Here is a 21,902-nt window from a genome sequence, read left to right as displayed (position 1 = left end):
CGGAGACTGTGACCTATGAGCACCCCTGACATCCGCGTCGAGAAGGGCCACGCCGAGCCCGAGGAAGTCGCCGCCATCACGGCGATCCTGCTGGCTCGCGCAGCGGCCCAGCCCTCCGAGACCCCGGCGCACCGAGGCCGCCCCAAGGCCGGCTGGCGCCGCCTGGAGCGCGAGGGCGGCTTCCGCGCCCCGCACAGCTGGCACTGAGCCTGTACGACGCCTGAGGGCCCCCTCTCGAAAGAGAGGGGGCCCTCAGGCTTTTTGCTTTTAGGGGCGCGGGGAACTGCGCGACAAGCCACCGGGCTGCCGCAGACGGCACACAACCGTCCGAGGCAGCCCAGTAGCCGCAAGAACCACCTACCGCAGTCGAGCCATCAACGCGTGCTCGACCAAGGTGATGAGCGCAGACTTCGCATCGGCCCGGTGCCGCGCGTCCGTCGTGATGATCGGCGTGTCAGGACCGATCTGCAGCGCTTCCCGGACTTCGTCCGGGTTGTACGGCTGCTGGCCGTCGAAGCCGTTCAGGGCGATCACGAAAGGAAGCCCGGAGTTCTCGAAGTAGTCGACCGCCGGGAAGCAGTCGGCAAGGCGCCTCGTGTCGACGAGGACGATCGCGCCGATGGCGCCGCGGACCAGGTCGTCCCACATGAACCAGAAGCGGTCCTGTCCGGGTGTACCGAAGAGGTACAGGATCAGGTCCTGGTCCAGGGTGATGCGGCCGAAGTCCATGGCGACCGTGGTGGTCGTCTTGTCCCCGGTGTGGGTGAGGTCGTCGATGCCGGCCGACGCGGACGTCATCACGGCCTCGGTGCGCAGCGGGTTGATCTCCGAAACGGCCCCGACGAACGTGGTCTTGCCCACGCCGAAGCCACCCGCCACCACGATCTTCGCCGAGGTGGTGGAGCGGGAAGGACCGCCGCTAGAGCTTGCGAAGTCCACTGAGCACCCTTTCGAGCAGTGTCACGTCTGGCTGGCCGCCGGCGTTCTCGTCGCCGCCGGGCTGATGGATGGCGACCAGGCCCGCCTCCGCCAAGTCGGCGACGAGGATCCTGGCCACGCCGAGAGGGATCGTCAGGAGCGCGGAGATTTCCGCCACCGACTTGATTTCCCGGCAGAGGTTGCAGATCCGCTGATGCTCGGGCAACTGGCCCTGCATCTGGTGCGGCTGCGCGGTGGTGTGCACCAGCGCCTCGATGGCGAGCTGGTACCGCGGCCTGGTACGGCCGCCGGTCATGGCGTACGGGCGCACCAGGGGGTTGCTGGCGCCTCCCGCGGGGGAAGGCTCAGAGGAGCGTCGCTGCGGCTGCACGGGCTGGATGCGCGGGGCCGCCGGCTGGTCGTACGGCGACGGGCCGGGGCCCTGGGGCGCGTACGGCTGCTGGCGCCGATGGCTCGGTGCGGAGGGGAAGTTGTAGCGGTTCGGGTTCTGGGAACCGTCGTTCTGACCCTGGCCAGGGCCGTACGACCAATTGCCAGATGAACCACCTGGGGGTGTTGCCACTTTCTCTCCTCCTCCGACTGTGCCGGGCACCCATCACGCTGTGTGGAGCCGCGTCCCGAAACCTTACGGCCCCGGGACGCCAAAACGCACCGTCTGTCTGTCAGTTGAGCAGGCTGCCCTGGAGCTCGGCACGCAGATCGGGCGTCAGGACCGAACCGGCACGGTCCACCAGAAGAGCCATCTCGTACCCGATGAGACCGATGTCCGCCTCCGGATGTGCAAGAACCGCGAGGGACGAACCGTCGGATACGGACATGATGAAGAGGAATCCCCGCTCCATCTCCACAACGGTCTGGTTCACCGCGCCGCCCTCGAAGATGCGCGAGGCACCCGCGGTCAGCGAGGTCAGACCGGAGGCGACGGCCGCAAGCTGGTCGGCTCGGTCGCGCGGAAAGCCTTCGGACATCGCCAGAAGGAGTCCGTCGGCGGAGACCACCACCGTGTGGGACACCCCCGGGGTGTTGTCCACGAAGTTGGTGATCAACCAGTTCAGGTTCTGCGCCGCCTGGCTCATCGGGCTCACACTAACGCTCCTGGTTGTAGGTGCTGTCAGGACCGAAGCCCTGGCCGTTCGTTTCACTGCCTGCATTGCGGCCCCGCTGGACACCGCGGCGCAGGTTGCTCAGCCTGCCCCGGACGTCCTCGGGGGCACGGGAGACCTGTGGGCCTCCCTGGTTGGTGGCTTCGGCGGCTCCCTCGATCAGGTTGGCCTTGGGTACCCGCCGCGGCAGACCGGAGGAGGTGACCCCGCCCGCCTTGGGCTTCCGGAGCTGGGAGGCCTGCTGCCACCGCGCGTCGTTGGCCGACTGCCAGACATCGCCGCCGTTGCTCTCCGGCGCTGAGGCCGGCGGCTCCTGGTTCGCGTTCCGCGTGCCGTTCGAGCCGTTCGCGCCGCTCCCGGGGGAGCCACGGCGGGGGAGCCCGGCGTCGGTCAGCTCGTGACCCACGGAGGCGGGGGCCGGCCCCGGACGGTCGAAGCCTACGCGGTCCCGCTCACTCACGTCAGCGGCCTGCACGGATTCCGTTTCCGGAGCGTACTGGTCCGGGTAGCCGTTGCGGTACCCGTCCTGCTGCGGCCAGTCGTCCTGGTAGCGGCGCTCCTCGAAGCCCGAGAAGGTCTCCGGCGCAGTGGCGTGCACCGCGGCGGGCTCCTCCTGGACCGGCTCCGCATAGGAGGGCTCCGGGTAGCCGCCGCCGGGGGAGAAGGTGTCGTTCTGCGGCAGGCCGCCGTTCTGCGCGTAGTACGGCTCTTCGTACGACTGACGGTTCGGCTCCTCGTACGCCGTCTGCCGCTGCTCCTCGTACGGCGCCTGCTGCGCCTCCTCGTACGACGTCTGCTGGTCGTACGAGGCCGGCTGCTGCTCGGCGTAGCCGCCCCGGTTGTTGTCGTAGCCGTTCTGCCGGCCGTTGTGGGAGGCGTCGAAGCCGTCGCCGTACGACGAGTCCGGACCCTGCAGGGCGGGCGGCTGGTCCTGGTTCTGGGCCTCCAGGGCCGCGCGGCGCTCCTCACGCATGAGGGAGCGGCCGACCGGGTCCAGCTCGCGTATGTCGTCCGGGACCTCGGAGTAGCGGCTGTCGTCGAAGCCGAGCTCCGCGGCCGTACGCATGGGCAGACCGTTGTTGAAGTCCTCGCCCTGGTACTGCTGCTGCTCCGGCATGATCTGGGAGACCGTGAACTCGTCGCCGGCCGGCTGGTGCTCGCCGCCGCCACCATGGGTGATCGCGTCCGGCAGCATGACCAGCGAGGTCGTGCCGGCCTGCTCGCCCGAGGGCCGCAGCTGGACGCGGATGCCGTGCCGGTCGGACAGCCGGCCGACCACGAACAGACCCATGCGCTGGGAGATCGCGGCGTCCACGGTCGGCGGGTTGGCCAGCTTGTGGTTGATGTCCGCGAAGTCCTCGGCGGTCAGGCCGATGCCCTTGTCGTGGATCTCGATCATGATGCGGCCGTCGGGCAGCCTGGTCGCGGTGACGCGGACCTTGGTCTGCGGCGAGGAGAACGTGGTGGCGTTCTCCAGAAGCTCGGCCAGCAGGTGCACGAGGTCGGTGACCGCGCGGCCGTGGATCTCGGCCTCCGGGACACCGGACAGCTCGACGCGCTCGTACTGCTCCACCTCGGAGGAGGCGGCGCGCAGCACGTCGACCAGCGGGACCGGCTGGTCCCAGCGGCGGCCGGGCTCCTCGCCGGCGAGGACCAGGAGGTTCTCGCCGTTGCGGCGCATACGGGTCGCGAGGTGGTCCAGGCGGAAGAGGTTCTCCAGCTGGTCCGGGTCGGCCTCGTTGTTCTCCAGGTCGGTGATCAGGGTCAGCTGGCCCTCGATCAGCGACTGGTTGCGCCGGGACAGGTTGGTGAAGATCGCGTTGATGTTGCCCCGCAGCAGGGCCTGCTCGGAGGCGAGTCGTACGGCCTCGCGGTGGACCTGGTCGAAGGCGCGGGCGACCTCGCCGATCTCGTCCTTGGTGGTGATCGGGATCGGGGCGACCCGGGTGTCGACCCGGCCGGGGTCGGTGCGCGAGAGCTGGTCGACCAGCATCGGCAGACGCTGCTCGGCGATGCCGAAGGCGGCGTTGCGCAGCTGGCGCATCGCGCGGGACATCTGCCGGGCGACCGCGCCGGCCAGGATGAACGCGAGGAGCAGGGCGACCACGACGGCGGCACCCACGATGAACGCGTCGCGCTTGGCGTTGTCGGCGATGCTCGCGGCCTCGTTCACCGCGGTGTCGGCCAGGTCGGTCTCGATCTGGCGGTACGCGTTGTACTTGAGGGTGTTGACCGCCCACCAGTTCTCGGCGGTGATGCCGTCCTTGCCGAGGGCCGCACGGGCGCTCTCGTCCATCGACTGCAGCTGGGCGATGCCGGAGACCATGTCCGTCGGGTTGGACGGCGGCGGGACGTAGTTCGGGTTCTTGGCGGCGGCCTCCTTGGCCAGCGCCGCGCCCTCCGTCTGGATCTGCTTCTTCGCGGTGTCGAGCTTCGCCGCGTCGGCCGCGGTGCCGCCGCCGACGTACTCCTCGACGGCGATGCCCTCCAGGTACGCGTACGAGGACAGGGCGACCTTCTGGCTGGCGAAGCTGCTCAGGCCGGGGCCGGGCTTGATCAGCAGGTGCATGCCGATGGAGCGCTGCAGCGACAGGGCCGCCTTGGTGAGCTCGATGGCGTAGACCGTACGGCCGTAGCTGGTGATGTTGCCGGTGCCGAGGCCGAGCTCGTTGGCGAACTCGGTCAGCGGGTGCGCGACCTGGGTGTAGCCCTCCTCGGTCTTCACACCGGTGAGCTTGGAGGAGGTGTAGGCGCCCGCGCGCAGGGTCTGGAGCCCGCCCTCGCCGTCCCGGAACAGCTTGAGGCGGCGTTCGAGGCCCGCCTTCTGCGGCATGTTCTGGGCGGCCTCGTCGAAGGCGTCAGCGGCCTCGTCGGTCTTCTTGCGGGCGGCGACGACCGTGGCGTTGTCCTGGCCCTGGCCGCTCAGCAGCGGGAGAGCGGTGCTGTCGCGCTCGTTGTACAGGGCGTCGGCGTAGCTCAGAGAGGCCCGCACCAGGCGGGCGGTGTTCTCCGCGTCCTCGGCCTCGCGCCAGGTGTCGATCGAGCTCTTTACCTGGAAGCCGCCCATGACAAGGCCGACGATCACGGGTATGAGCAGGATCGCGTTCAGCCGGGTGGGCACCCGCCAGTTGCGCGGGGAGAACCGGCCGCCGCCGGACGTCGGCGGGGCCGTCGGCTCCGGACCGGGCACAGGGGCGGGCGCCGCTCCGCGCGGCGGCGGGGTGAAGTTGCCCCGGGCCGACGGCTCGGGACCGTTCTTGCTTCGCCTCACTCGACCAACAACCTCTCGGAGGGGTCGGCACCTACGTTGTGCCGCAGTCTCTCAGAGCCCAGTACGTCATCGACTAGTGAGTACGTCTTTGACTATTGGGCAGTTCAGGCATTCCAGCACGACGGCCTGCGCACCTCCAAACAGTGGTACGCGCCGATTCCGCGTGATGTAAGCCCCAGATAAAACGGTCATAAAGAGCGAGCCCCGTCAAATGACGGGGCTGTTGTGAGCGCAGCGAGACCGGTTGGCAACCACGCGTGGCCGTACCACCCGATTCCTCTGCCGAAACGTTATGAACACCGGGGCCGACCGTGTCTAAGACCACAGCCGGCTCCGGGACATCTACGACAACTGCCGTATGACGATGTTGTTTTGAAGCGGGTCGACACGCCCTGAGGGCGTTACCGCAGACGCGCCATGAGGGCATGTTCGACCAGGGTGATCAGGGCACTCTTGGCGTCCGACCGGTGCCGGGCGTCCGTCGTGATGATCGGCGCGTCCGGCCCGATCTGCAGGGCCTCGCGCACCTCCTCGGGGGCGTAGGGCTGGTGCCCGTCGAAGCCGTTCAGCGCCACCACGAAGGGCAGACCGCTGTTCTCGAAGTAGTCCACCGCGGGGAAGCAGTCGGCCAGCCGCCGGGTGTCGACCAGGACGACGGCGCCGATGGCGCCGCGGACCAGGTCGTCCCACATGAACCAGAAGCGGTCCTGTCCGGGCGTACCGAAGAGGTACAGGATCAGGTCCTGGTCCAGGGTGATGCGGCCGAAGTCCATGGCGACCGTGGTGGTCGTCTTGTCCCCGGTGTGGGTGAGGTCGTCGATGCCCGCGCTCGCGGACGTCATGACGGCCTCTGTGCGCAGCGGGTTGATCTCGGAGACGGCGCCGACGAACGTGGTCTTGCCCACGCCGAAGCCACCCGCCACCACGATCTTCGCGGAGGTGGTGGCCCGCCCCGCGTCAGAGCTTGCGAAGTCCACTGAGCACCCTTTCGAGCAGCGTCACATCGGGAGCGCCGCCGTTGTTCTCGTCGCCGCCCGGCTGGTGGATGGCCACCAGGCCGGCCTCGGCGAGGTCCGCGACGAGGATCCTGGCCACCCCGAGCGGCATGGCGAGCAGCGCCGAGACCTCGGCGACCGACTTCACCTCACGGCACAGGTGGCAGATGCGCTGGTGCTCGGGGAGGAGCCCCATCATTGCCGCCGGGTCGGCCGTGGTGCTGATCAGGGCCTCGATGGCGAGCTGGTAGCGCGGCCGGGTCCGGCCGCCGGTCATCGCGTACGGACGTACCAGCGGCTGGTCGCCCTCATCCTCGTACGGCTCCGCGTACGGATCATGAGAGGCGGTGGGCGGGGTCATGAATCCTCCGGGCGGGACAGCAAGTCGGTCTGGCTAGCCGTCTGGTGAGGCCGGTGGGGGGATTGTGGCGGCCGGACGGTGATTTGGTGAGACGGGTGGATCCGGTTCGGGTCAGTGGAGCAGACTGCCTTGCAGCTCGGCTCGCAGATCCGGCGTGAGCACTGCGCCCGCGCGGTCGACGAGCAGTGCCATCTCATAGCCGACGAGGCCGATGTCGCATTCCGGGTGCGCGAGGACCGCCAGCGAGGAGCCGTCAGAGACGGACATCAGGAAGAGGAATCCCCGCTCCATCTCCACGACGGTCTGGGCCACGCTGCCGCCCTCGAAGATCCGGGAGGCGCCCGCCGTGAGCGAGGTCAGCCCGGACGCGACGGCCGCCAGCTGGTCGGCACGGTCGCGCGGGAAGCCCTCGGACATCGCCAGCAGAAGGCCGTCGGCGGACACGACGACGGTGTGGGACACCCCTGGGGTGTTGTCCACGAAGTTGGTGATCAACCAGTTGAGGTTCTGTGCCGCCTGGCTCATCGGGCTCAACTAACGCTCCTGCTGGTGAGTGGGGTTCGGGAAGCTGCCCGTCTGGCCGTTGCCGCCGACCTGACGACCTTGCGCGATACCCCGACGGAGATTGGTCAGCCGGCCGCGCACGTCGTCAGGCGCACGCGAGACAGCCGGACCGCTTTGGTGCTGTTGCTGCTGAGCCGTACCCGGGACGAGGTTCGCCCTGGGCACCCGGCGCGGCAGACCGGAGGTGGTGACACCGCCCGCGGCCGGTTGCCGGACACGCTCCGCCTGCCGGACGAGGTCGTCGTTGGGCGAACTGCGCCAGGCCGCGGAGGCCGCGGGACGCTGGGGGGCCGCCGGAGCCTGCTGCTGCCGCGGGGCCTGAGCCGGGGAGGAGTCGTTGCCGTTGGCCGGCTGCCCCTGTCCCTGCTGCTGGCTGCCGTGGAACCAGTTGGTCTCCAACGTGTCGTACAGCGGCGTACGGCCGTCACCGGGGCCCGCGGGCGGCAGCGCCTCGGGCTCCTGGCGGGCCGGCCGCTGCTGGGGCCGCGGCGGCACGGGCGGCCGCGGGGCACCGAAGTCGGCGCCGTTGGTCTGGGGGCGCTCGAACTGGCCCGTGGACGCGGGGTCCTGGCGGCCCGGCAGGGAGTGCTGCCCGGTGGAGCCGGCGTCGTAGCCCGGCATCGCGAACTGGCCCGTCGAGCCGTTGTCGTACGCCTGCGGAGTCGCGAACTGACCGGTCTGCGAGCCGCTGTTCTGCCCCGGCGGGGTGCCGAAGACGTCCGAGCGGACGTAGTCACCCGTCTCCTGGGGACCGTTGGACCCCGGTCGCGGGAACTGGCCGCTGTTCTGCGGGGCGACCGTACCCGGACGGGGGAAGTCGCCCTGCGGACCGTTCGCACCCGGCCGCGGGAACTGGCCGGTGTTCTGCGGGGCGTCGAAGTCCGGGCGGGGGAACTCGGAGGTGCTCGCCGGACCCTGCCGGTCCTCGATCCGCGGCATGCGCGACGTGGCGGCGGGGTCCTGCTCGTCGTGGCCGCGCGGAACGTCGAGCGAGGCGCGCGGCACCGGCGGCTGCGCGTTCTCGTCGCTCCAGCTCGGCGTGCGGGGCTGGTTGCCGCCCGGCAGCTCGGCCCGCGGACCACCGCGGCCCGGCAGCTGCGGCCGACGGCGCCGGCTGCCCGGCTCGGGAGCCTGGCCGGCGTTCGGGGCCTGCGCCTGCGGGGGTACGGGACCCCGGGAGCCGAAGGCGTCCTGGCCGCCGCCGAAAGCGTCCTGACCGTTGAAGGCGTCCTGGCCCGGACCGCCCGTGCCCGCGGCCTGGAGGCCCTGCGGGGCACCCGGCGCCTGGCCGCCGAAACCGGCGCCGGCGCCTGCCGGAGCGGGCCGGCCCTGCGGAGGCGTACCCGGACCCTGCGGTCCACGCGGTCCGCCCGGCGCACCGGGGCGACCGCCCTGGCCACTGCCGGGCAGCGCGGCCCGCGGGCCCTGACCGGCGCTCAGCCGTCCGCCCGAGGGGGCGCCGGCGCCGAGAGCGCCGCCGCCGGGGCCACCGGGCGCACCGCCGAGGGCGCCGCCGCCCTGGCCGTTGCCGCCGCCACGACGGGCCGCGGCCACACCGGCGGCGGCCTGCGCCGCAGCGGGAGCACCGGGGGCGCCCTGACCGGGCTTGGCCTGGGGCTTCTTGCCGCCCTGGGCGACATCGACGGGCAGCATGACCAGCGCGGTCGTACCACCGGAGTCGGAGGGCCGCAGCTGAATGCGGATGCCGTGCCGCTGGGACAGCCGGCCGACCACGAACAGACCCATGCGGCGGGAGACCGAGACGTCCACGGTGGGCGGCGAGGCGAGCCGCTCGTTGATCGCCGCGAGGTCCTCGGGGGAGAGGCCGATACCGGTGTCGTGGATCTCGATCAGGACGCGGCCGTCGGGCAGCGCGTGACCGGTGACCTTGACCTTGGTCTGCGGCGAGGAGAACGAGGTGGCGTTCTCGAGCAGCTCGGCGAGCAGGTGCACGAGGTCGTTGACCACGCGGCCGGCCACTTCGGTGGTCGGCACGGCGGCCAGCTCGATGCGCTCGTACTGCTCCACCTCGGAGGCCGCGGCGCGGAGCACGTCGACCAGCGGGACCGGACGGGTCCACCGGCGGCCGGGCTCCTCACCGGCGAGGACGAGGAGGTTCTCACCGTTACGGCGCATACGCGTCGCGAGGTGGTCGAGCTTGAAGAGCGAGGACAGCTGGTCCGGGTCGGCCTCGCGGGACTCCAGTTCGGAGATGAGCGAGAGCTGACGCTGGATGAGGCCCTGGGAGCGGCGCGAGAGGTTGGTGAACATCGCGTTGACGTTGCCCCGCAGCAGGGCCTGCTCGGCGGCGAGGCGGACCGCCTCGCGGTGCACGTCGTCGAAGGCCGCGGCCACGCGGCCGATCTCGTCCCGGGAGTGCACACCGACCGACTCCACGGACGTGTCGACGTCCTGCGGGTCGGACTCGGACAGCTGCTTGACCAGCTCGGGCAGGCGGTCCTGGGCGACCTTGGTGGCGGTCTCCTGGAGGCGGCGCAGCGAGCGGATCATGGACCGGGCGACGACGAAGGCGCCGACCAGGGAGACACCGAGGACGAGCAGGATGAGCGCACCGGCGATGATCGCGTCGCGCTCGGTGGCGCTGCGCAGCTCGCGGGCCTTCTGCTCCATGTCCTCGAGCAGGGTGTGCTCGATGCGCCCCATCTCCTGGATCTTGGTCGAGCTGTCGTCGACCCAGTCCTTGTAGGAGCGCCGGTCCAGGTCGGCAAGGCCCTCGGGCCGGCCGAAGGCACGGCCGGCGTACTGGTCCGAGGCCTCGATGGTGGAGCTGCCGTCCTCGATGGGCTTCAGCAGCTCCTCGGCGCCGTCGTCGCCGTAGATGCTCCGGAAGCTGCTGAGGTCGGACTCCTCGCTCTCCAGGGCGCCCTGGGCGTAGAGCCGGTCGTTCTCGCTGAGGTCGCCGAGGGTCGTGTTGTTGGCCGGCAGGGCCGCGGCGAGGATCGCGCGCTGGACGGAGGCGTATTCCTTGGCGGAGGAGAAGGCCGCCAGGGCGCGCGTGCGCTGGATCATGTCCGGGTTGCTGGTGGCCTCGGCCATGTCCTGGGAGAGGTCCAGCAGGTGGGTGATCAGGCGGTGGTAGGACTCCACCGTCTGGGTCGCGTTGCCCTTGGTGTCGTAGGCGTCGCTGCGGACCTTGCTGAGGGTGTCCAGGTCGCGGACCAGGCCGACGAGGCTGTCGCGGACGCCCTGGAGGTTGCCGTCCTTGCTGGAGGTGTCGATGTCCTCGGCGGCGGCGATGAAGTTGGTCGCGGCGCGGTCCGTCTTGGTCCGGAAGCCCTTGACCGTGAGGCTGCTTGCCGTGGAATCGTGCGCCAGCGGTCCCGCCGACTGGTCGCGCTCCTCCTGGAGGGCGGCGGCCAGCTCGGTGGCCTGCTTGGTCATCTCCGTCAGCAGCTTCATGTTGTCGAGCTGCTGGATGTCGTCCATGGAGTCGTTGATGCGCAGCGCGCCCAGCGAGGTGGCCGCCACCACGGGGAGCGCGAGCAGCGACACCAGGCGCGTGGAGATGCGCCAGTTGCGCAGGGCTATGCGCGACCCGGGGCCGCTGGGGCCCTTCGGGGGCTTCACCGTCGGTGTGGCCGCCGGGCCCGAGGACGCCGACGTGCCGAGGCGCCCGGTGCCGGAACCGCCGTCTGCCGACGGTCCCGTGCCCGGGTTCTGGGCGTGCTGGGGGGAGGAACTGCCGACATTGGGGCCAGTCCCGCCGTGCCGCTCCGGCTCGGCCGAAGCGCTGCCATCCCTCTTGAAACGTCCCTGCACTAGCGTCGCAACCTCTGGACCAGGCGCTCCTCCGCAGGACGGCGGAGCACGGTGTCGGCGTTGTGGGGAGCGCCCTGAATACGCACCCCGGGTGATCGTGATGACCGGCGCTGGCTCCCCCTTCTCACCGCCGCTCGGCGCTTCTGCGCGCCCCCTGTGCGCCGGATCGATCCCGCGGCGGTCCGTGGAATTCCAGCACAGTGCAGGATCTCCAACAAGGTCCGTGGGTCAGACCGTGACCTACGTGACACCTCGTGAGGGCCGTGTCACCGGGTGTGGAAAGCGTTCCCGTCGATATCGGACATAGGTCCGCGAGTCCCCCTGCGAGGGTGAGTGTCCCAGTCGCCATGATCAGGAGCGGAATGATGGCTTCAGGGAGTCAATGTCCGTTTCGTAGGGGTGGGTTGCGGCCGTGAATTGTCCGGTTTGCCCCTAGGTCAGTGAGCAAACTCACATGCCGATCATGGGGTCTTCGCGAGTTCGGAGGGGAATGGCATGTTTAGCCTGACGCTTTACAAGAAGGCCCCATCTGCCCAACACACCACTGCCGAGGTCGAGTACAACCGTGAAGACGACGATGATGTTCCGCAACATTGCCAACCCGCGGCGCACGACGCTGGCGCACCTCGAGGACGCCGACGCCCTGCAGATCCCGGAGCAGCCGGAGCACCCGCTCGACCTCCCCGCCCAGACCGCCAACCCCCGGCGTACGGTCCTGATGGAGATCCCGGTCTCCAACGCATAGGGCGCGACGTCCGGCTCCACCTGTTCGAAGCCTCCGTCGGCCTGGCAGGCGAGCGGGCAATCCGTCTGCCTTGAGTCGTTCATTCTTCTCCGTGCTCGCGGAGCGGTCAACCTTTCCGGTCGTGCTGCCACTCGCGGCTTCAGCTTCTAGTGCTGGAAAATTTCGGAATTTCCAGCCTTGATGTTGGAAGCCCCGCGTGGGAGAGTTTTTCACATTCTTCACCGGAGGGGGTCATGAGAATGACAGCAAAGGTCCTGGGGCGTGTGTCGGGTGCTACTGCTGCGGCAGCAATATTGCTCATCGGAGCCGCAGCGTCTGCTAGCGCCGGCGAGAACTCGGGTTCGTCGTGGGCGAGCAACGGTGATGGCTACGTGTCATTCATAGCCAATGGCGACGATTTTCATGTGGCAGACACGAAATGTGACGGCGACACCGTCTGGGGACAAGTGTCGTACTACAAGTCCGGATATGGATGGAATTTCCGGACGATCCATAACACTTCGGGGTGTGGCACCATCGACACGAAGCACCCGTGGAGCGATATTCCCGAGGGGGCCGATGTGTACGTGAGGGCCTGCGGCACTGTAGACAGCGGTTACAGCAACTCTGGTACTGGCCAGTTCAGTACGGGTCACGACTGCGGCGACACTGTATCTGGCGTCGCCTGAGACGTCTGGCGATCCTGCTCTGCGTGGTGGCATGTACAGCAGGATTCGCCGGCCACTTCCTTTGAAGCCGGGAATGGGCCTGGTCGTGATCGCCGTTTCTGGAACTGGCCATCATTCTGCGACGCGAACCATTGTCTAATACTCCGGCTGCGATTCGTCTCCTGAGATGCGTTTTCGGCAGTGGCAGGGGGCGGCGATGTTTGGCGGTGTCTTCGCCAGGCCAACCAGTTCAGTCTGCGTGACGGGATTCCGATCGAATCGTGGACGGGCAGGAGAGCGTCCAGAAGTCGCCGGTTCTCCGTCAGGTAAGTCGGACGGGGCTGATCCGTTTCTGCAGCCCCCCATGTCTCGCCGTCGGCCTGCGCTCCGGGTGCGGTCAGGATGGCATGGGGGACTATGGACAGGGTGCTGTGCCGGTGCGAGCCGATGCAGCGGCGGACCTCCTGTTCTCCGAACCGCACTCGTTTTTCGCGGCCTGGAAGCACTCCTCGACTTCCCCGAGGGAGCTAGCGATACGGACGACTCCGGCAAACTCGATCCCGACGAGCGAGCAGGCGAGGTGGTGGGCGATGTCGCCGGGGTCGGAGAGGCTGCGGCGGGCCATCACTCAGCGGTGATGGGTTGGCGGATCATGAACGAAGATCAGACAGTCGAAGACCCATGGCCCCTTCACCGCATGACAGTCGCTGCCAGGCATCGTCAAGAGGTGCTTCCCCGATGAGGCGTCGATGCGCCAGATTCCAGTCACAGCGGTCTGGTCGGTTGGGCCAACCACAGTTGCTGCCACTCCCACTCCGCTCTTGCGGAGATGTGGGCTGCCCGTCACCTGGATCTCGGCTGACTTCAGGGCCGACGGCTGGCAGATCTTGGCCGCGTTGATCGACAAGGAACACGACCTGGCAGCTTCTCGGCCAGTGCCGCTCGTCCTGGCCCGCAGGGGCTGCATCGCCGCCGAACTCGGCCGCTTCTTCGCCGCCCGGGTGGCTTGTTCGCAACACTGGCGCGCCCATCGACAGATCACTGACCGCCTGCGACCCCTGAATCCACTTGGGGATTCGTCCAGCCCCTGCTGATCTGCGATCGCTGTAGGCCGTCACCGCATCTGTAGGCATGGCGGCCCCGCCGCTCGATGATCAAGAGCGGGTACCGGTTAGCCTGGAGTGTCCAGAGTCGGCTTGGAACCCAACAGTCGACTGAACACGCACACTTCTCACTGAGGGGCGCCCAGATCCCGTGCGCATCGCCAGATTCTCCATCGACGGGAACGTCGCCTTCGGCGCGGTCGAGGGCGACAGGCCGGACGAGCTCGTCCTCGACATCATCAAGGGCATCCCCTTCGCGGACTTCGAGCTCTCCGGCACGAAGGTCCCGCTGAGCAAGGTCAGGCTGCTGCCGCCGGTGCTCCCCAACAAGGTCGTGGCGTACGGCCGCAACTACGCCGACCACGCCAGGGAGCTGGGCAACGACGTCCCCGACGTCCCGTTCGCCTTCTTCAAGCCCTCCACCTCGGTGATCGGCCCCGGCGACGAGATCCAGTACCCGTCCTTCTCCGCGGACGTCCACCACGAGGCCGAACTGGCCGTGGTCATCGGCCGCATGTGCCGCGAGGTGCCGCGTGAGCGCGTCAAGGACGTGATCTTCGGTTACACCTGCGCGAACGACATCACCGCCCGGGACGTCCAGAAGCGCGAGAAGCAGTGGGCCCGGGCCAAGGGCTTCGACACCTCCTGCCCGCTGGGCCCCTGGGTGGAGACCGGCCTGGACCTGGAGACGGCCTCCGACCTGACGGTCCAGCTCACCGTCAACGGCGAACAACGCCAGCTCGGCCGCACCAGCGAGATGATCCACTCCATCGAGGATCTGATCGTCAACATCTCCGAGGCCATGACGCTGCTCCCCGGCGACGTGATCCTCACGGGCACCCCGGCAGGCGTCGGGCCGCTCACCGTCGGCGACGAGGTCGCCGTCACCATCGAAGGCATCGGCACTCTCACCAACAAGGTTGTCAAGCGTGGCTAGCGCACCCGTCCGCGTACGTTTCTGCCCCTCGCCCACCGGTAACCCCCACGTGGGCCTGGTCCGCACCGCCCTGTTCAACTGGGCCTTCGCCCGGCACCACCAGGGCACCCTTGTCTTCCGCATCGAGGACACCGACGCGGCCCGCGACTCCGAGGAGTCGTACCAGCAGCTGCTCGACTCGATGCGCTGGCTGGGCTTCGACTGGGACGAGGGCCCCGAGGTCGGCGGCCCGCACGCGCCGTACCGCCAGTCGCAGCGCATGGACCTGTACAAGGACGTCGCCGCCAAGCTCCTGGACGCCGGTCACGCGTACCACTGCTACTGCTCCCAGGAGGAGCTGGACACCCGCCGCGAGGCGGCTCGCGCCGCCGGCAGGCCGTCCGGCTACGACGGCCACTGCCGCGACCTGAGCGCCGAGCAGGTCGAGGAGTACCAGGCCCAGGGCCGCACCCCCATCGTCCGCTTCCGCATGCCCGACGAGACGATCACCTTCACGGACCTGGTCCGCGGCGAGCTGACCTTCACCCCGGAGAACGTGCCGGACTACGGGATCGTACGAGCCAACGGGGCGCCCCTGTACACGCTCGTGAACCCGGTCGACGACGCGCTGATGGAGATCACGCACGTCCTGCGCGGCGAGGACCTGCTGTCCTCCACCCCGCGCCAGATCGCCCTGTACAAGGCGCTGATCGAGCTGGGCGTCGCCAAGACCGTGCCCGCCTTCGGTCACCTGCCGTACGTGATGGGCGAGGGCAACAAGAAGCTCTCCAAGCGCGACCCGCAGGCCTCGCTCAACCTGTACCGGGAGCGCGGCTTCCTGCCCGAGGGCCTGCTCAACTACCTGTCCCTGCTGGGCTGGTCGCTCTCCGCGGACAAGGACATCTTCACCACCGGCGAGCTGATCGCGGCCTTCGACATCGCGGACGTGAACCCCAACCCGGCCCGCTTCGACCTGAAGAAGTGCGAGGCGATCAACGCCGACCACATCCGCCTGCTCGACGTGAAGGACTTCACGGAGCGCTGCGCCCCCTGGCTGCAGGCTCCCTTCGCCCCCTGGGCGCCGGAGGACTTCGACGAGACGAAGTGGCAGGCCATCGCCCCGCACGCCCAGACCCGGCTGAAGGTGCTCTCCGAGATCACCGACAACGTCGACTTCCTGTTCCTCGCGGAGCCGGTCTTCGACGAGCCCTCCTGGACGAAGGCGATGAAGGAGGGCTCGGACGCCCTGCTGCGCACGGCCCGCGAGAAGCTGGAGTCGGCCGACTGGACCTCGCCGGAGTCCCTCAAGGAGGCCGTCCTGGCCGCCGGCGAGACCCACGGCCTCAAGCTCGGCAAGGCCCAGGCCCCGGTCCGCGTCGCGGTGACTGGCCGCACGGTCGGCCTGCCCCTCTTCGAGTCCCTGGAGATCCTGGGCAAGGAGACGACGCTGGCCAGGATCGACGCGGCGCTGGAGAAGCTGGCCGCGTAGGCACGCGTACGTGAGGGGCGGCACCCGGACCCCGGGTGCCGCCCCTCACGCGTCACTGTCAGTGCCGCGCACTACTGTTCCGGCTCGTCCGCACAAGATCCGGAAAGGCGCTCCCATGCCGATGTCCCCTCGCGACTACACCTGGCTGTTCACACCGGGCAGCACCTTCACCCACGAGTCCGGAACCACCGGCGTGATCCACGTGGCCGGGGGAGGGGAGCTCGACCTGCCCACCGGACGGGTCGTCGCCTGTGATCCGTTCGTCTACCTCGGCTCCGGCGACATCGAGCCGTTCACGGTCTCCGTGCCCCCCGGCCGCTACCGCGTGGAGGCCGCCGTCGCGACCCTCGGCCGGCCCGGCGAACCCCCGGCCGACAAGCCCCACCTGCGCGTGGCGGCCGCCCGCCTGGTCATACGCGACGAGCCCACCGCGACCTGGGAGTTGGCGCTGCGCCCCGAGCAGGACCCCGAGGAGCTCAAGGACGACGAGTTCTTCGGCTACGGCGTGGACGCCGGCACCGGCTGCTTCTACGACGCCGCGGCGGAGGAGGCCTTTCCGGAGGCGCAGGAGGACGAGGGCCCGCTGTGGGACGCCTTCGAGGACAGCGACTGGTCGGGCGGCCCGCACCTGGTCACCTCCCCCTCCACCGGGCACACCCTGGCCGCCTTCACCTCCGGCTGGGGAGACGGCTTCTACCCCACCTGGATCGGGCGGTCGGCGTCCGGTGAGGTCACCTGCTTCCTCACGGACTTCTTCGTCGCGCCCGACCCCTCCTGAGGCACCGCAATCGCGGGACGGGCCCCCGCTCGCCGAGTTACCGTCGGATCATGAGCATTCGGGCCGTGGTCTGGGACGTCGACGACACCCTCTTCGACTACAAGGGGGCCGACCGCATCGGGATGGGCCTGCATCTGGCGGCCGAGGGGCTGCTGGAGGGGTACGCGAGCGTCGAGGAGGCCATCGCCCGGTGGCGGGCGATCACCGACGCCCAGTGGGCGCGGTTCTCGGCGGGGGAGGTCGACTTCCAGGGGCAGCGGCGGGACCGGGTGCGGGTGTTCCTGGGCGAGGAGCTGACCGACGCGGCGGCCGACGCCTGGTTCCAGCGGTACGTCGCGCACTACGAGACCGCCTGGGCCCTGTTCCCCGACGTCCTGCCCGCGCTGGACGCCCTCGCCGCCAGCCACCGGCACGCGGTGCTGTCCAACTCCAGCATCCACGTCCAGGACCACAAACTGCGCGTCCTCGGTGTCCACGACCGCTTCGAGGTCATCCTGTGCGCGGCCGAGCTGGGCGTCTCCAAGCCCGAGGCCGGCGCCTTCCTCGCGGCCTGCGACGCCCTGGAGCTGGCCCCGCACCAGGTGGCGTACGTCGGCGACCATCCGGAGATCGACGGCCGGGGCGCCGCCGAGGCCGGACTGCTGTCGGTCTGGATCGACCGGGACGGCGGTGTGCACGCCCAGGTCCCCGCGCCCGCGGGACCGCGCCGCATCGCCTCGCTCGCCGAACTCCCCGCGATCCTCGGCGCGGATACCCGTTTTGGAGCCCCGTCCACCTTCGGGTAATGTTCTTCCTGCGCCGCCGGGGAGCGGGCCGAAAGGCCGGGAACCGGAGGAGCGAACTAGAACAAGATCCCCTCCGGGGCTTGCGTTCCAGTGGCCTATGGTGTAATTGGCAGCACGACTGATTCTGGTTCAGTTAGTCTTGGTTCGAGTCCAGGTAGGCCAGCTCGCAGAGCTCATCTGCAGGCGGAGATCAACTCCGCGAAGCCCCCGTTGTGTAGCGGCCTAGCACGCTGCCCTCTCAAGGCAGTAGCGCCGGTTCGAATCCGGTCGGGGGTACAGATCCTTCCCGGAGGGTCAGTCAGGGTCGCACCCGCTGACGCTCATGCAGGATCGCTAGGGCCCCCGTTGTGTAGCGGCCTAGCACGCCGCCCTCTCAAGGCGGTAGCGCCGGTTCGAATCCGGTCGGGGGTACGCAGTACCTTGAATTGCATTGGTCTATGGTGTAATTGGCAACACTACGGTTTCTGGTACCGTCATTCTTGGTTCGAGTCCAGGTAGACCAGCTCGGACCTGCGGCGTTGTACATTCAACGCATGCAGGATCGCTAGGGCCCCCGTTGTGTAGCGGCCTAGCACGCCGCCCTCTCAAGGCGGTAGCGCCGGTTCGAATCCGGTCGGGGGTACACAGAGCAAGGCCCTCCACCTCGGTGGGGGGCCTTCGTCGTGTGCCCGGTTCACTCGAAGCCGTAGCGCCGCGTCGACTCCTCCTCCTGGGCCAGTCGGTGCAGTGCCCGGAGCATCGGCTCGACGAGCACCACGCCCAGCACCGCGACCTCGGCCTTCTCGGCCTCCGACACCTGCGACTCCATGAAGGCCATGTCCAGCTCGGCCACCTGACGCATCAACCGCGCGTAGGGCACGAGCATTTCGGGGCTCCAGTCGTAGCCGAGACGGCGCAGTGCGGCCGCCGCCACCACCAGGGAGCGGAAGGAGGGGGAGGTGCTCGTCATGGCCTGGGCGTTGGACCACCCCAGTGTCCTGAGCAGCTCCTCCATCGCCGTCCGGGCGCCCCGTACGAACTCGTCGTCCGCGTCCGGCTCCGGCACCTGCGGCAGCGCCCAGACCGCCGCGCCCAGGCGCATCGCGCGGGGCAGCGAGTCGTCGTCGACGTGCCCCAGCACCTCCCTGACCGTGGCCACCGGCACCTTGCCGACCTGGATCATCGCGCGCACCAGCCGCAGCCGGCGCAGATGCTCCTCGTCGTACTCGGCCGTGGTGGCGTTGAGCTGGCGGCCCGGCGGCAACAGCCCTTCGCGCAGGTAGTACTTGATCGTCGCGGTGGACACACCGCTGTGCGCGCTCAGTTCGGCCAGCCGCATCTCTTGCGCCCCTTCTCGGATACCGGCACTATCCAAGCATGCGGCGCTCGGATAGCGCTGCTCACCAACAAGGGGGCTCCATGGTCGGGAAGAAGGTCGCCGCAGGCCGCACCACCGCGTCCACGGAGGGGGAGGTGGTCGTCCTGCTGATCGGGATGCGCATCAACCACTTCTGGGCCGTGCACCACTGGCTCCCGGTACTCCTGGCCATGCCGCGGATGCTGCGGGAGCTGAAGCGGGCGCCGGAGCGGGGGCTGCTCTCCCACGTCCTGCTGACGGCCTCGCCGCGGACGTACTACGTCGTCCAGTACTGGGAGTCGAAGGAGAAGCTGTACGCCTACGCGCACTCACCGGAGATGTTCCACCACCGCGCGTGGTCGATCATCAACCGCAAGGAGAAGGCGGGGAAGGCGCGTCAGCACGTGGGGCTGTGGCACGAGACGTACGTGGTGCCGGAGGGGTCCTACGAGTCGATCTACGCGGACATGCCGGCGTTCGGCCTGGCGTCGGCGCACGGGCAGGTGCCGGTCGCTGCGCGCGGGCGGTACGCGAAGGAGAGGTTCGCTCATCGGGCCGGAAGCAGCTGACCCGCTCAGGGGCGCGGGGAACTGCGCGACCAGCCCCCATCGGCCGTCAGTCGTCGAACCCGCCGCCGTTGCCTGTCGCGCAGTTCCCCGCGCCCCCAGGTGGGTCGGCTGCCCGTCGGTCCAGAGCCTGCCGCGGCGTTGAGGCCGGCTCTTTTTCCGGTGGGTGTACGACGAACCTGTGGGCCTCAACCTGTGCGGCGCAGGGCCTCGGAGAGGCGGGCGGCGGCGTCGATGACCGCCTGGGCGTGCATCCGGCCCGGGTGGCGGGTCAGGCGCTCGATGGGGCCGGAGACCGAGACGGCGGCCACCACGCGGTTGGAGGGACCGCGCACGGGCGCGGAGACGGAGGCGACGCCCGGCTCGCGCTCGCCGATCGACTGGGCCCAGCCGCGGCGCCGTACGCCCGACAGGGCCGTGGCCGTGAAGCGGGCGCCCTGGAGGCCGCGGTGCAGACGCTCCGGCTCCTCCCAGGCCATCAGGATCTGCGCCGAGGAGCCCGCCTTCATGGTGAGCGTCGAGCCGACCGGGACGGTGTCCCTGAGGCCCGACAGGCGCTCCGCCGCGGCGACGCAGATGCGCATGTCGCCCTGGCGGCGGTAGAGCTGGGCGCTCTCGCCGGTGATGTCCCGCAGATGCGTGAGCACCGGGCCGGCCGTCGCGAGGAGGCGGTCCTCGCCGGCGGCCGCGGCCAGCTCGGCGAGGCGCGGGCCCAGAATGAAACGGCCCTGCATGTCGCGTGCCACCATGCGGTGGTGTTCCAGAGCCACGGCGAGCCGGTGGGCCGTGGGTCGTGCCAGTCCGGTGGCCGCGACCAGTCCTGCGAGGGTGGCGGGTCCGGACTCCAGAGCGCTCAGAACAAGGGCTGCCTTGTCCAGAACGCCGACGCCGCTACTGTTGTCCATGAAACGATACTCACGTCTCACTCTGTGAAACGCAAGTTCCTTTTTTCGTGAGACGCGCAACCCTTGTAGGCACAGCGGCCCGCAGACCAACGGGCCTGGCGGCGGGTGCCCGGGAACAGGGGCCACGGGCGTCGCCTCCACAAGATCTTCTAGTTGGGTCGGCGCGGCTCTGGCCGACCGGAGGGAAAGCGATGGGTAGGACACTCGCGGAGAAGGTCTGGGACGACCATGTCGTCCGGCGCGCCGAGGGCGAGCCCGACCTCCTCTTCATCGATCTGCACCTGCTGCACGAGGTGACCAGCCCGCAGGCCTTCGACGGTCTGCGCAAGAGCGGTCGCCCGGTGCGCAGGCTCGACCTGACCATCGCCACCGAGGACCACAACACCCCGACCCTCGACATCGACAAGCCGATCGCCGACCCGGTCTCCCGGATCCAGCTGGAGACGCTGCGCAAGAACGCCGCCGACTTCGGTGTGCGGCTGCACCCGCTGGGCGACGTCGAGCAGGGTGTCGTGCACGTCGTAGGCCCGCAGCTGGGTCTGACCCAGCCCGGTATGACGGTCGTCTGCGGCGACTCCCACACCTCTACGCACGGCGCCTTCGGCGGTCTGGCCTTCGGCATCGGCACCTCCCAGGTCGAGCACGTGCTGGCCACCCAGACGCTGCCGCTGGTCCGCCCGAAGACCATGGCCATCACGGTCAACGGCGAACTGCCCGACGGCGTCACCGCCAAGGACCTGATCCTGGCGATCATCGCCAGGATCGGCACGGGTGGCGGCCAGGGCTATGTCCTGGAGTACCGCGGCTCCGCCATCGAGAAGCTCTCGATGGAAGCCCGCATGACCATCTGCAACATGTCGATCGAGGCCGGTGCCCGCGCGGGCATGATCGCCCCCGATCAGACCACCTTCGACTACCTCGAGGGCCGCCCGCACGCGCCCAAGGGCGAGGACTGGGACGCGGCCGTCGCGTACTGGAAGACCCTGAAGACGGACGAGGACGCCGAGTTCGACGCCGAGGTCGTCATCGAGGCCGCCGAACTGTCGCCGTTCGTCACCTGGGGCACCAACCCGGGCCAGGGTGCGCCGCTTTCGGCGAACGTCCCCGATCCCGCTTCGTACGAAGACGCTTCGGAGCGCGTCGCCGCCGAAAAGGCCCTGGAGTACATGGGGTTGGAGGCCGGCCAGCCGCTGAGCTCCATCAAGGTGGACACCGTCTTCGTAGGTTCGTGCACCAACGGCCGCATCGAGGACCTGCGCGCTGCCGCCGAGCTCGTCAAGGGCCGCAAAGTCGCCGACGGCGTACGGATGCTGGTCGTCCCCGGCTCCGCGCGGGTGGGCCTGCAGGCCGTCTCCGAGGGCCTGGACGTCGTCTTCAAGGAGGCCGGCGCCGAATGGCGGCACGCGGGCTGCTCGATGTGTCTGGGCATGAACCCGGACCAGCTGGCCCCCGGTGAGCGCTCCGCGTCCACCTCCAACCGCAACTTCGAGGGCCGGCAGGGCAAGGGCGGTCGTACGCACCTGGTGTCGCCGCAGGTCGCGGCCGCCACCGCCGTGCTGGGCCACCTGGCCTCGCCCGCCGACCTGTCCGACGCCCCTGTCGCCGCTGGAGTCTGAGAG

Annotated in this window: 18 protein-coding genes and 5 tRNA genes; 13 read left to right on the top strand and 10 right to left on the bottom strand. The window is 69.4% G+C overall.

Going from position 1 to position 21,902, the window contains the following annotated elements:
• Positions 1-15 precede the first annotated feature (15 nt).
• Positions 16-207, top strand: a complete 192-nt coding sequence (locus tag AQI94_RS39650; RefSeq protein ID WP_020121024.1) for an acyl-CoA carboxylase subunit epsilon — start codon at positions 16-18, stop codon at positions 205-207.
• A gap of 150 nt (positions 208-357) precedes the next feature.
• Here the strand turns inward: AQI94_RS39650 and AQI94_RS39645 are convergent, their stop codons facing one another.
• The 8 genes from AQI94_RS39645 to AQI94_RS39610 all read right to left on the bottom strand — a co-directional run bounded on the left by AQI94_RS39645 (position 358) and on the right by AQI94_RS39610 (position 11,013).
• The gene (locus tag AQI94_RS39645) at positions 358-939 is read right to left on the bottom strand and encodes a GTP-binding protein (protein WP_009314218.1); all 582 of its coding nucleotides are present in this window, start codon (positions 937-939) and stop codon (positions 358-360) included.
• Complete coding sequence (locus tag AQI94_RS39640) at positions 920-1,501, bottom strand: DUF742 domain-containing protein (protein WP_031061276.1); 582 nt, start codon at positions 1,499-1,501, stop codon at positions 920-922. The genes AQI94_RS39645 and AQI94_RS39640 overlap by 20 nt, the downstream gene beginning before the upstream one ends.
• Positions 1,502-1,601: 100 nt before the next feature.
• Complete coding sequence (locus AQI94_RS39635; protein WP_007384910.1) at positions 1,602-2,015, bottom strand: roadblock/LC7 domain-containing protein; 414 nt, start codon at positions 2,013-2,015, stop codon at positions 1,602-1,604.
• A 10-nt stretch (positions 2,016-2,025) separates the two neighbouring features.
• Positions 2,026-5,313 carry a sensor histidine kinase gene (locus AQI94_RS39630; RefSeq protein WP_031061274.1) on the bottom strand — a complete coding sequence of 1,096 codons (3,288 nt, stop codon included), beginning with the start codon at positions 5,311-5,313 and terminating at the stop codon, positions 2,026-2,028.
• Between the two features lie 401 nt (positions 5,314-5,714).
• On the bottom strand, positions 5,715-6,290 hold the full coding sequence (locus tag AQI94_RS39625; protein ID WP_007384912.1) for a GTP-binding protein: 576 nt from the start codon (positions 6,288-6,290) through the stop codon (positions 5,715-5,717).
• Positions 6,271-6,669, bottom strand: a complete 399-nt coding sequence (locus tag AQI94_RS39620; RefSeq protein ID WP_031054058.1) for a DUF742 domain-containing protein — start codon at positions 6,667-6,669, stop codon at positions 6,271-6,273. The genes AQI94_RS39625 and AQI94_RS39620 overlap by 20 nt, the downstream gene beginning before the upstream one ends.
• 111 nt (positions 6,670-6,780) lie before the next feature.
• Entirely contained in the window at positions 6,781-7,194 is a 414-nt protein-coding gene (locus AQI94_RS39615; RefSeq protein WP_003993189.1) for a roadblock/LC7 domain-containing protein, read from the bottom strand.
• A 9-nt stretch (positions 7,195-7,203) separates the two neighbouring features.
• Entirely contained in the window at positions 7,204-11,013 is a 3,810-nt protein-coding gene (locus tag AQI94_RS39610; protein WP_062230269.1) for a sensor histidine kinase, read from the bottom strand.
• 565 nt (positions 11,014-11,578) lie between these two features.
• On the opposite strand from AQI94_RS39610, the gene AQI94_RS39605 reads away from it, so the two are divergent.
• From AQI94_RS39605 to AQI94_RS39555, 10 genes are all read left to right on the top strand, one after another.
• Positions 11,579-11,758, top strand: a complete 180-nt coding sequence (locus tag AQI94_RS39605) for a hypothetical protein (RefSeq protein WP_031060903.1) — start codon at positions 11,579-11,581, stop codon at positions 11,756-11,758.
• Between the two features lie 1,901 nt (positions 11,759-13,659).
• A complete protein-coding gene (locus tag AQI94_RS39595) occupies positions 13,660-14,445 on the top strand; it encodes a fumarylacetoacetate hydrolase family protein (RefSeq protein WP_031060908.1) in 786 nt (261 codons plus the stop codon).
• The gene (gene gltX, locus AQI94_RS39590) at positions 14,429-15,913 is read left to right on the top strand and encodes a glutamate--tRNA ligase (protein WP_078903006.1); all 1,485 of its coding nucleotides are present in this window, start codon (positions 14,429-14,431) and stop codon (positions 15,911-15,913) included. Before AQI94_RS39595 ends, gltX begins: the two co-directional genes overlap by 17 nt.
• Positions 15,914-16,028: 115 nt before the next feature.
• A complete protein-coding gene (locus tag AQI94_RS39585) occupies positions 16,029-16,691 on the top strand; it encodes a DUF4241 domain-containing protein (RefSeq protein ID WP_031060913.1) in 663 nt (220 codons plus the stop codon).
• Positions 16,692-16,741: 50 nt separating this feature from the next.
• Positions 16,742-17,476, top strand: a complete 735-nt coding sequence (locus tag AQI94_RS39580; protein ID WP_031060916.1) for an HAD family hydrolase — start codon at positions 16,742-16,744, stop codon at positions 17,474-17,476.
• Between the two features lie 91 nt (positions 17,477-17,567).
• Positions 17,568-17,639: transfer RNA gene (locus AQI94_RS39575), tRNA-Gln, on the top strand.
• Positions 17,640-17,679: 40 nt separating this feature from the next.
• A tRNA-Glu gene (locus tag AQI94_RS39570) sits at positions 17,680-17,752 on the top strand.
• A 62-nt stretch (positions 17,753-17,814) separates the two neighbouring features.
• Positions 17,815-17,887, top strand: a tRNA-Glu gene (locus tag AQI94_RS39565).
• Between the two features lie 20 nt (positions 17,888-17,907).
• A tRNA-Gln gene (locus AQI94_RS39560) sits at positions 17,908-17,979 on the top strand.
• A gap of 46 nt (positions 17,980-18,025) precedes the next feature.
• Positions 18,026-18,098 (top strand) — tRNA-Glu (locus AQI94_RS39555).
• A 51-nt stretch (positions 18,099-18,149) separates the two neighbouring features.
• On the opposite strand, the gene AQI94_RS39550 is transcribed toward AQI94_RS39555, so the two are convergent.
• On the bottom strand, positions 18,150-18,794 hold the full coding sequence (locus AQI94_RS39550; RefSeq protein ID WP_031060919.1) for a MerR family transcriptional regulator: 645 nt from the start codon (positions 18,792-18,794) through the stop codon (positions 18,150-18,152).
• A gap of 80 nt (positions 18,795-18,874) precedes the next feature.
• Between AQI94_RS39550 and AQI94_RS39545 the strand changes: the two genes are divergently transcribed.
• Positions 18,875-19,381: a DUF4188 domain-containing protein gene (locus AQI94_RS39545; RefSeq protein WP_031060922.1), complete on the top strand. Its 507-nt coding sequence runs from the start codon at positions 18,875-18,877 to the stop codon at positions 19,379-19,381.
• Positions 19,382-19,566: 185 nt separating this feature from the next.
• Here the strand turns inward: AQI94_RS39545 and ndgR are convergent, their stop codons facing one another.
• Positions 19,567-20,283 (bottom strand): IclR family transcriptional regulator NdgR, encoded by a 717-nt coding sequence (gene ndgR, locus AQI94_RS39540; protein ID WP_007384919.1) that lies wholly within the window; start codon positions 20,281-20,283, stop codon positions 19,567-19,569.
• A gap of 191 nt (positions 20,284-20,474) precedes the next feature.
• Here ndgR and leuC point away from each other — a divergent pair, with 191 nt between their 5' ends.
• A complete protein-coding gene (leuC, locus tag AQI94_RS39535) occupies positions 20,475-21,899 on the top strand; it encodes a 3-isopropylmalate dehydratase large subunit (RefSeq protein ID WP_031060926.1) in 1,425 nt (474 codons plus the stop codon).
• The last annotated feature ends 3 nt before the right edge of the window (positions 21,900-21,902 follow it).

Origin of the sequence: Streptomyces pseudovenezuelae (assembly GCF_001513955.1) — a bacterium.
Lineage (GTDB): Bacteria > Actinomycetota > Actinomycetes > Streptomycetales > Streptomycetaceae > Streptomyces > Streptomyces pseudovenezuelae.
Note: the sequence above shows the minus strand (reverse complement) of the source record. Positions and strands in the feature narration are given on the sequence as shown.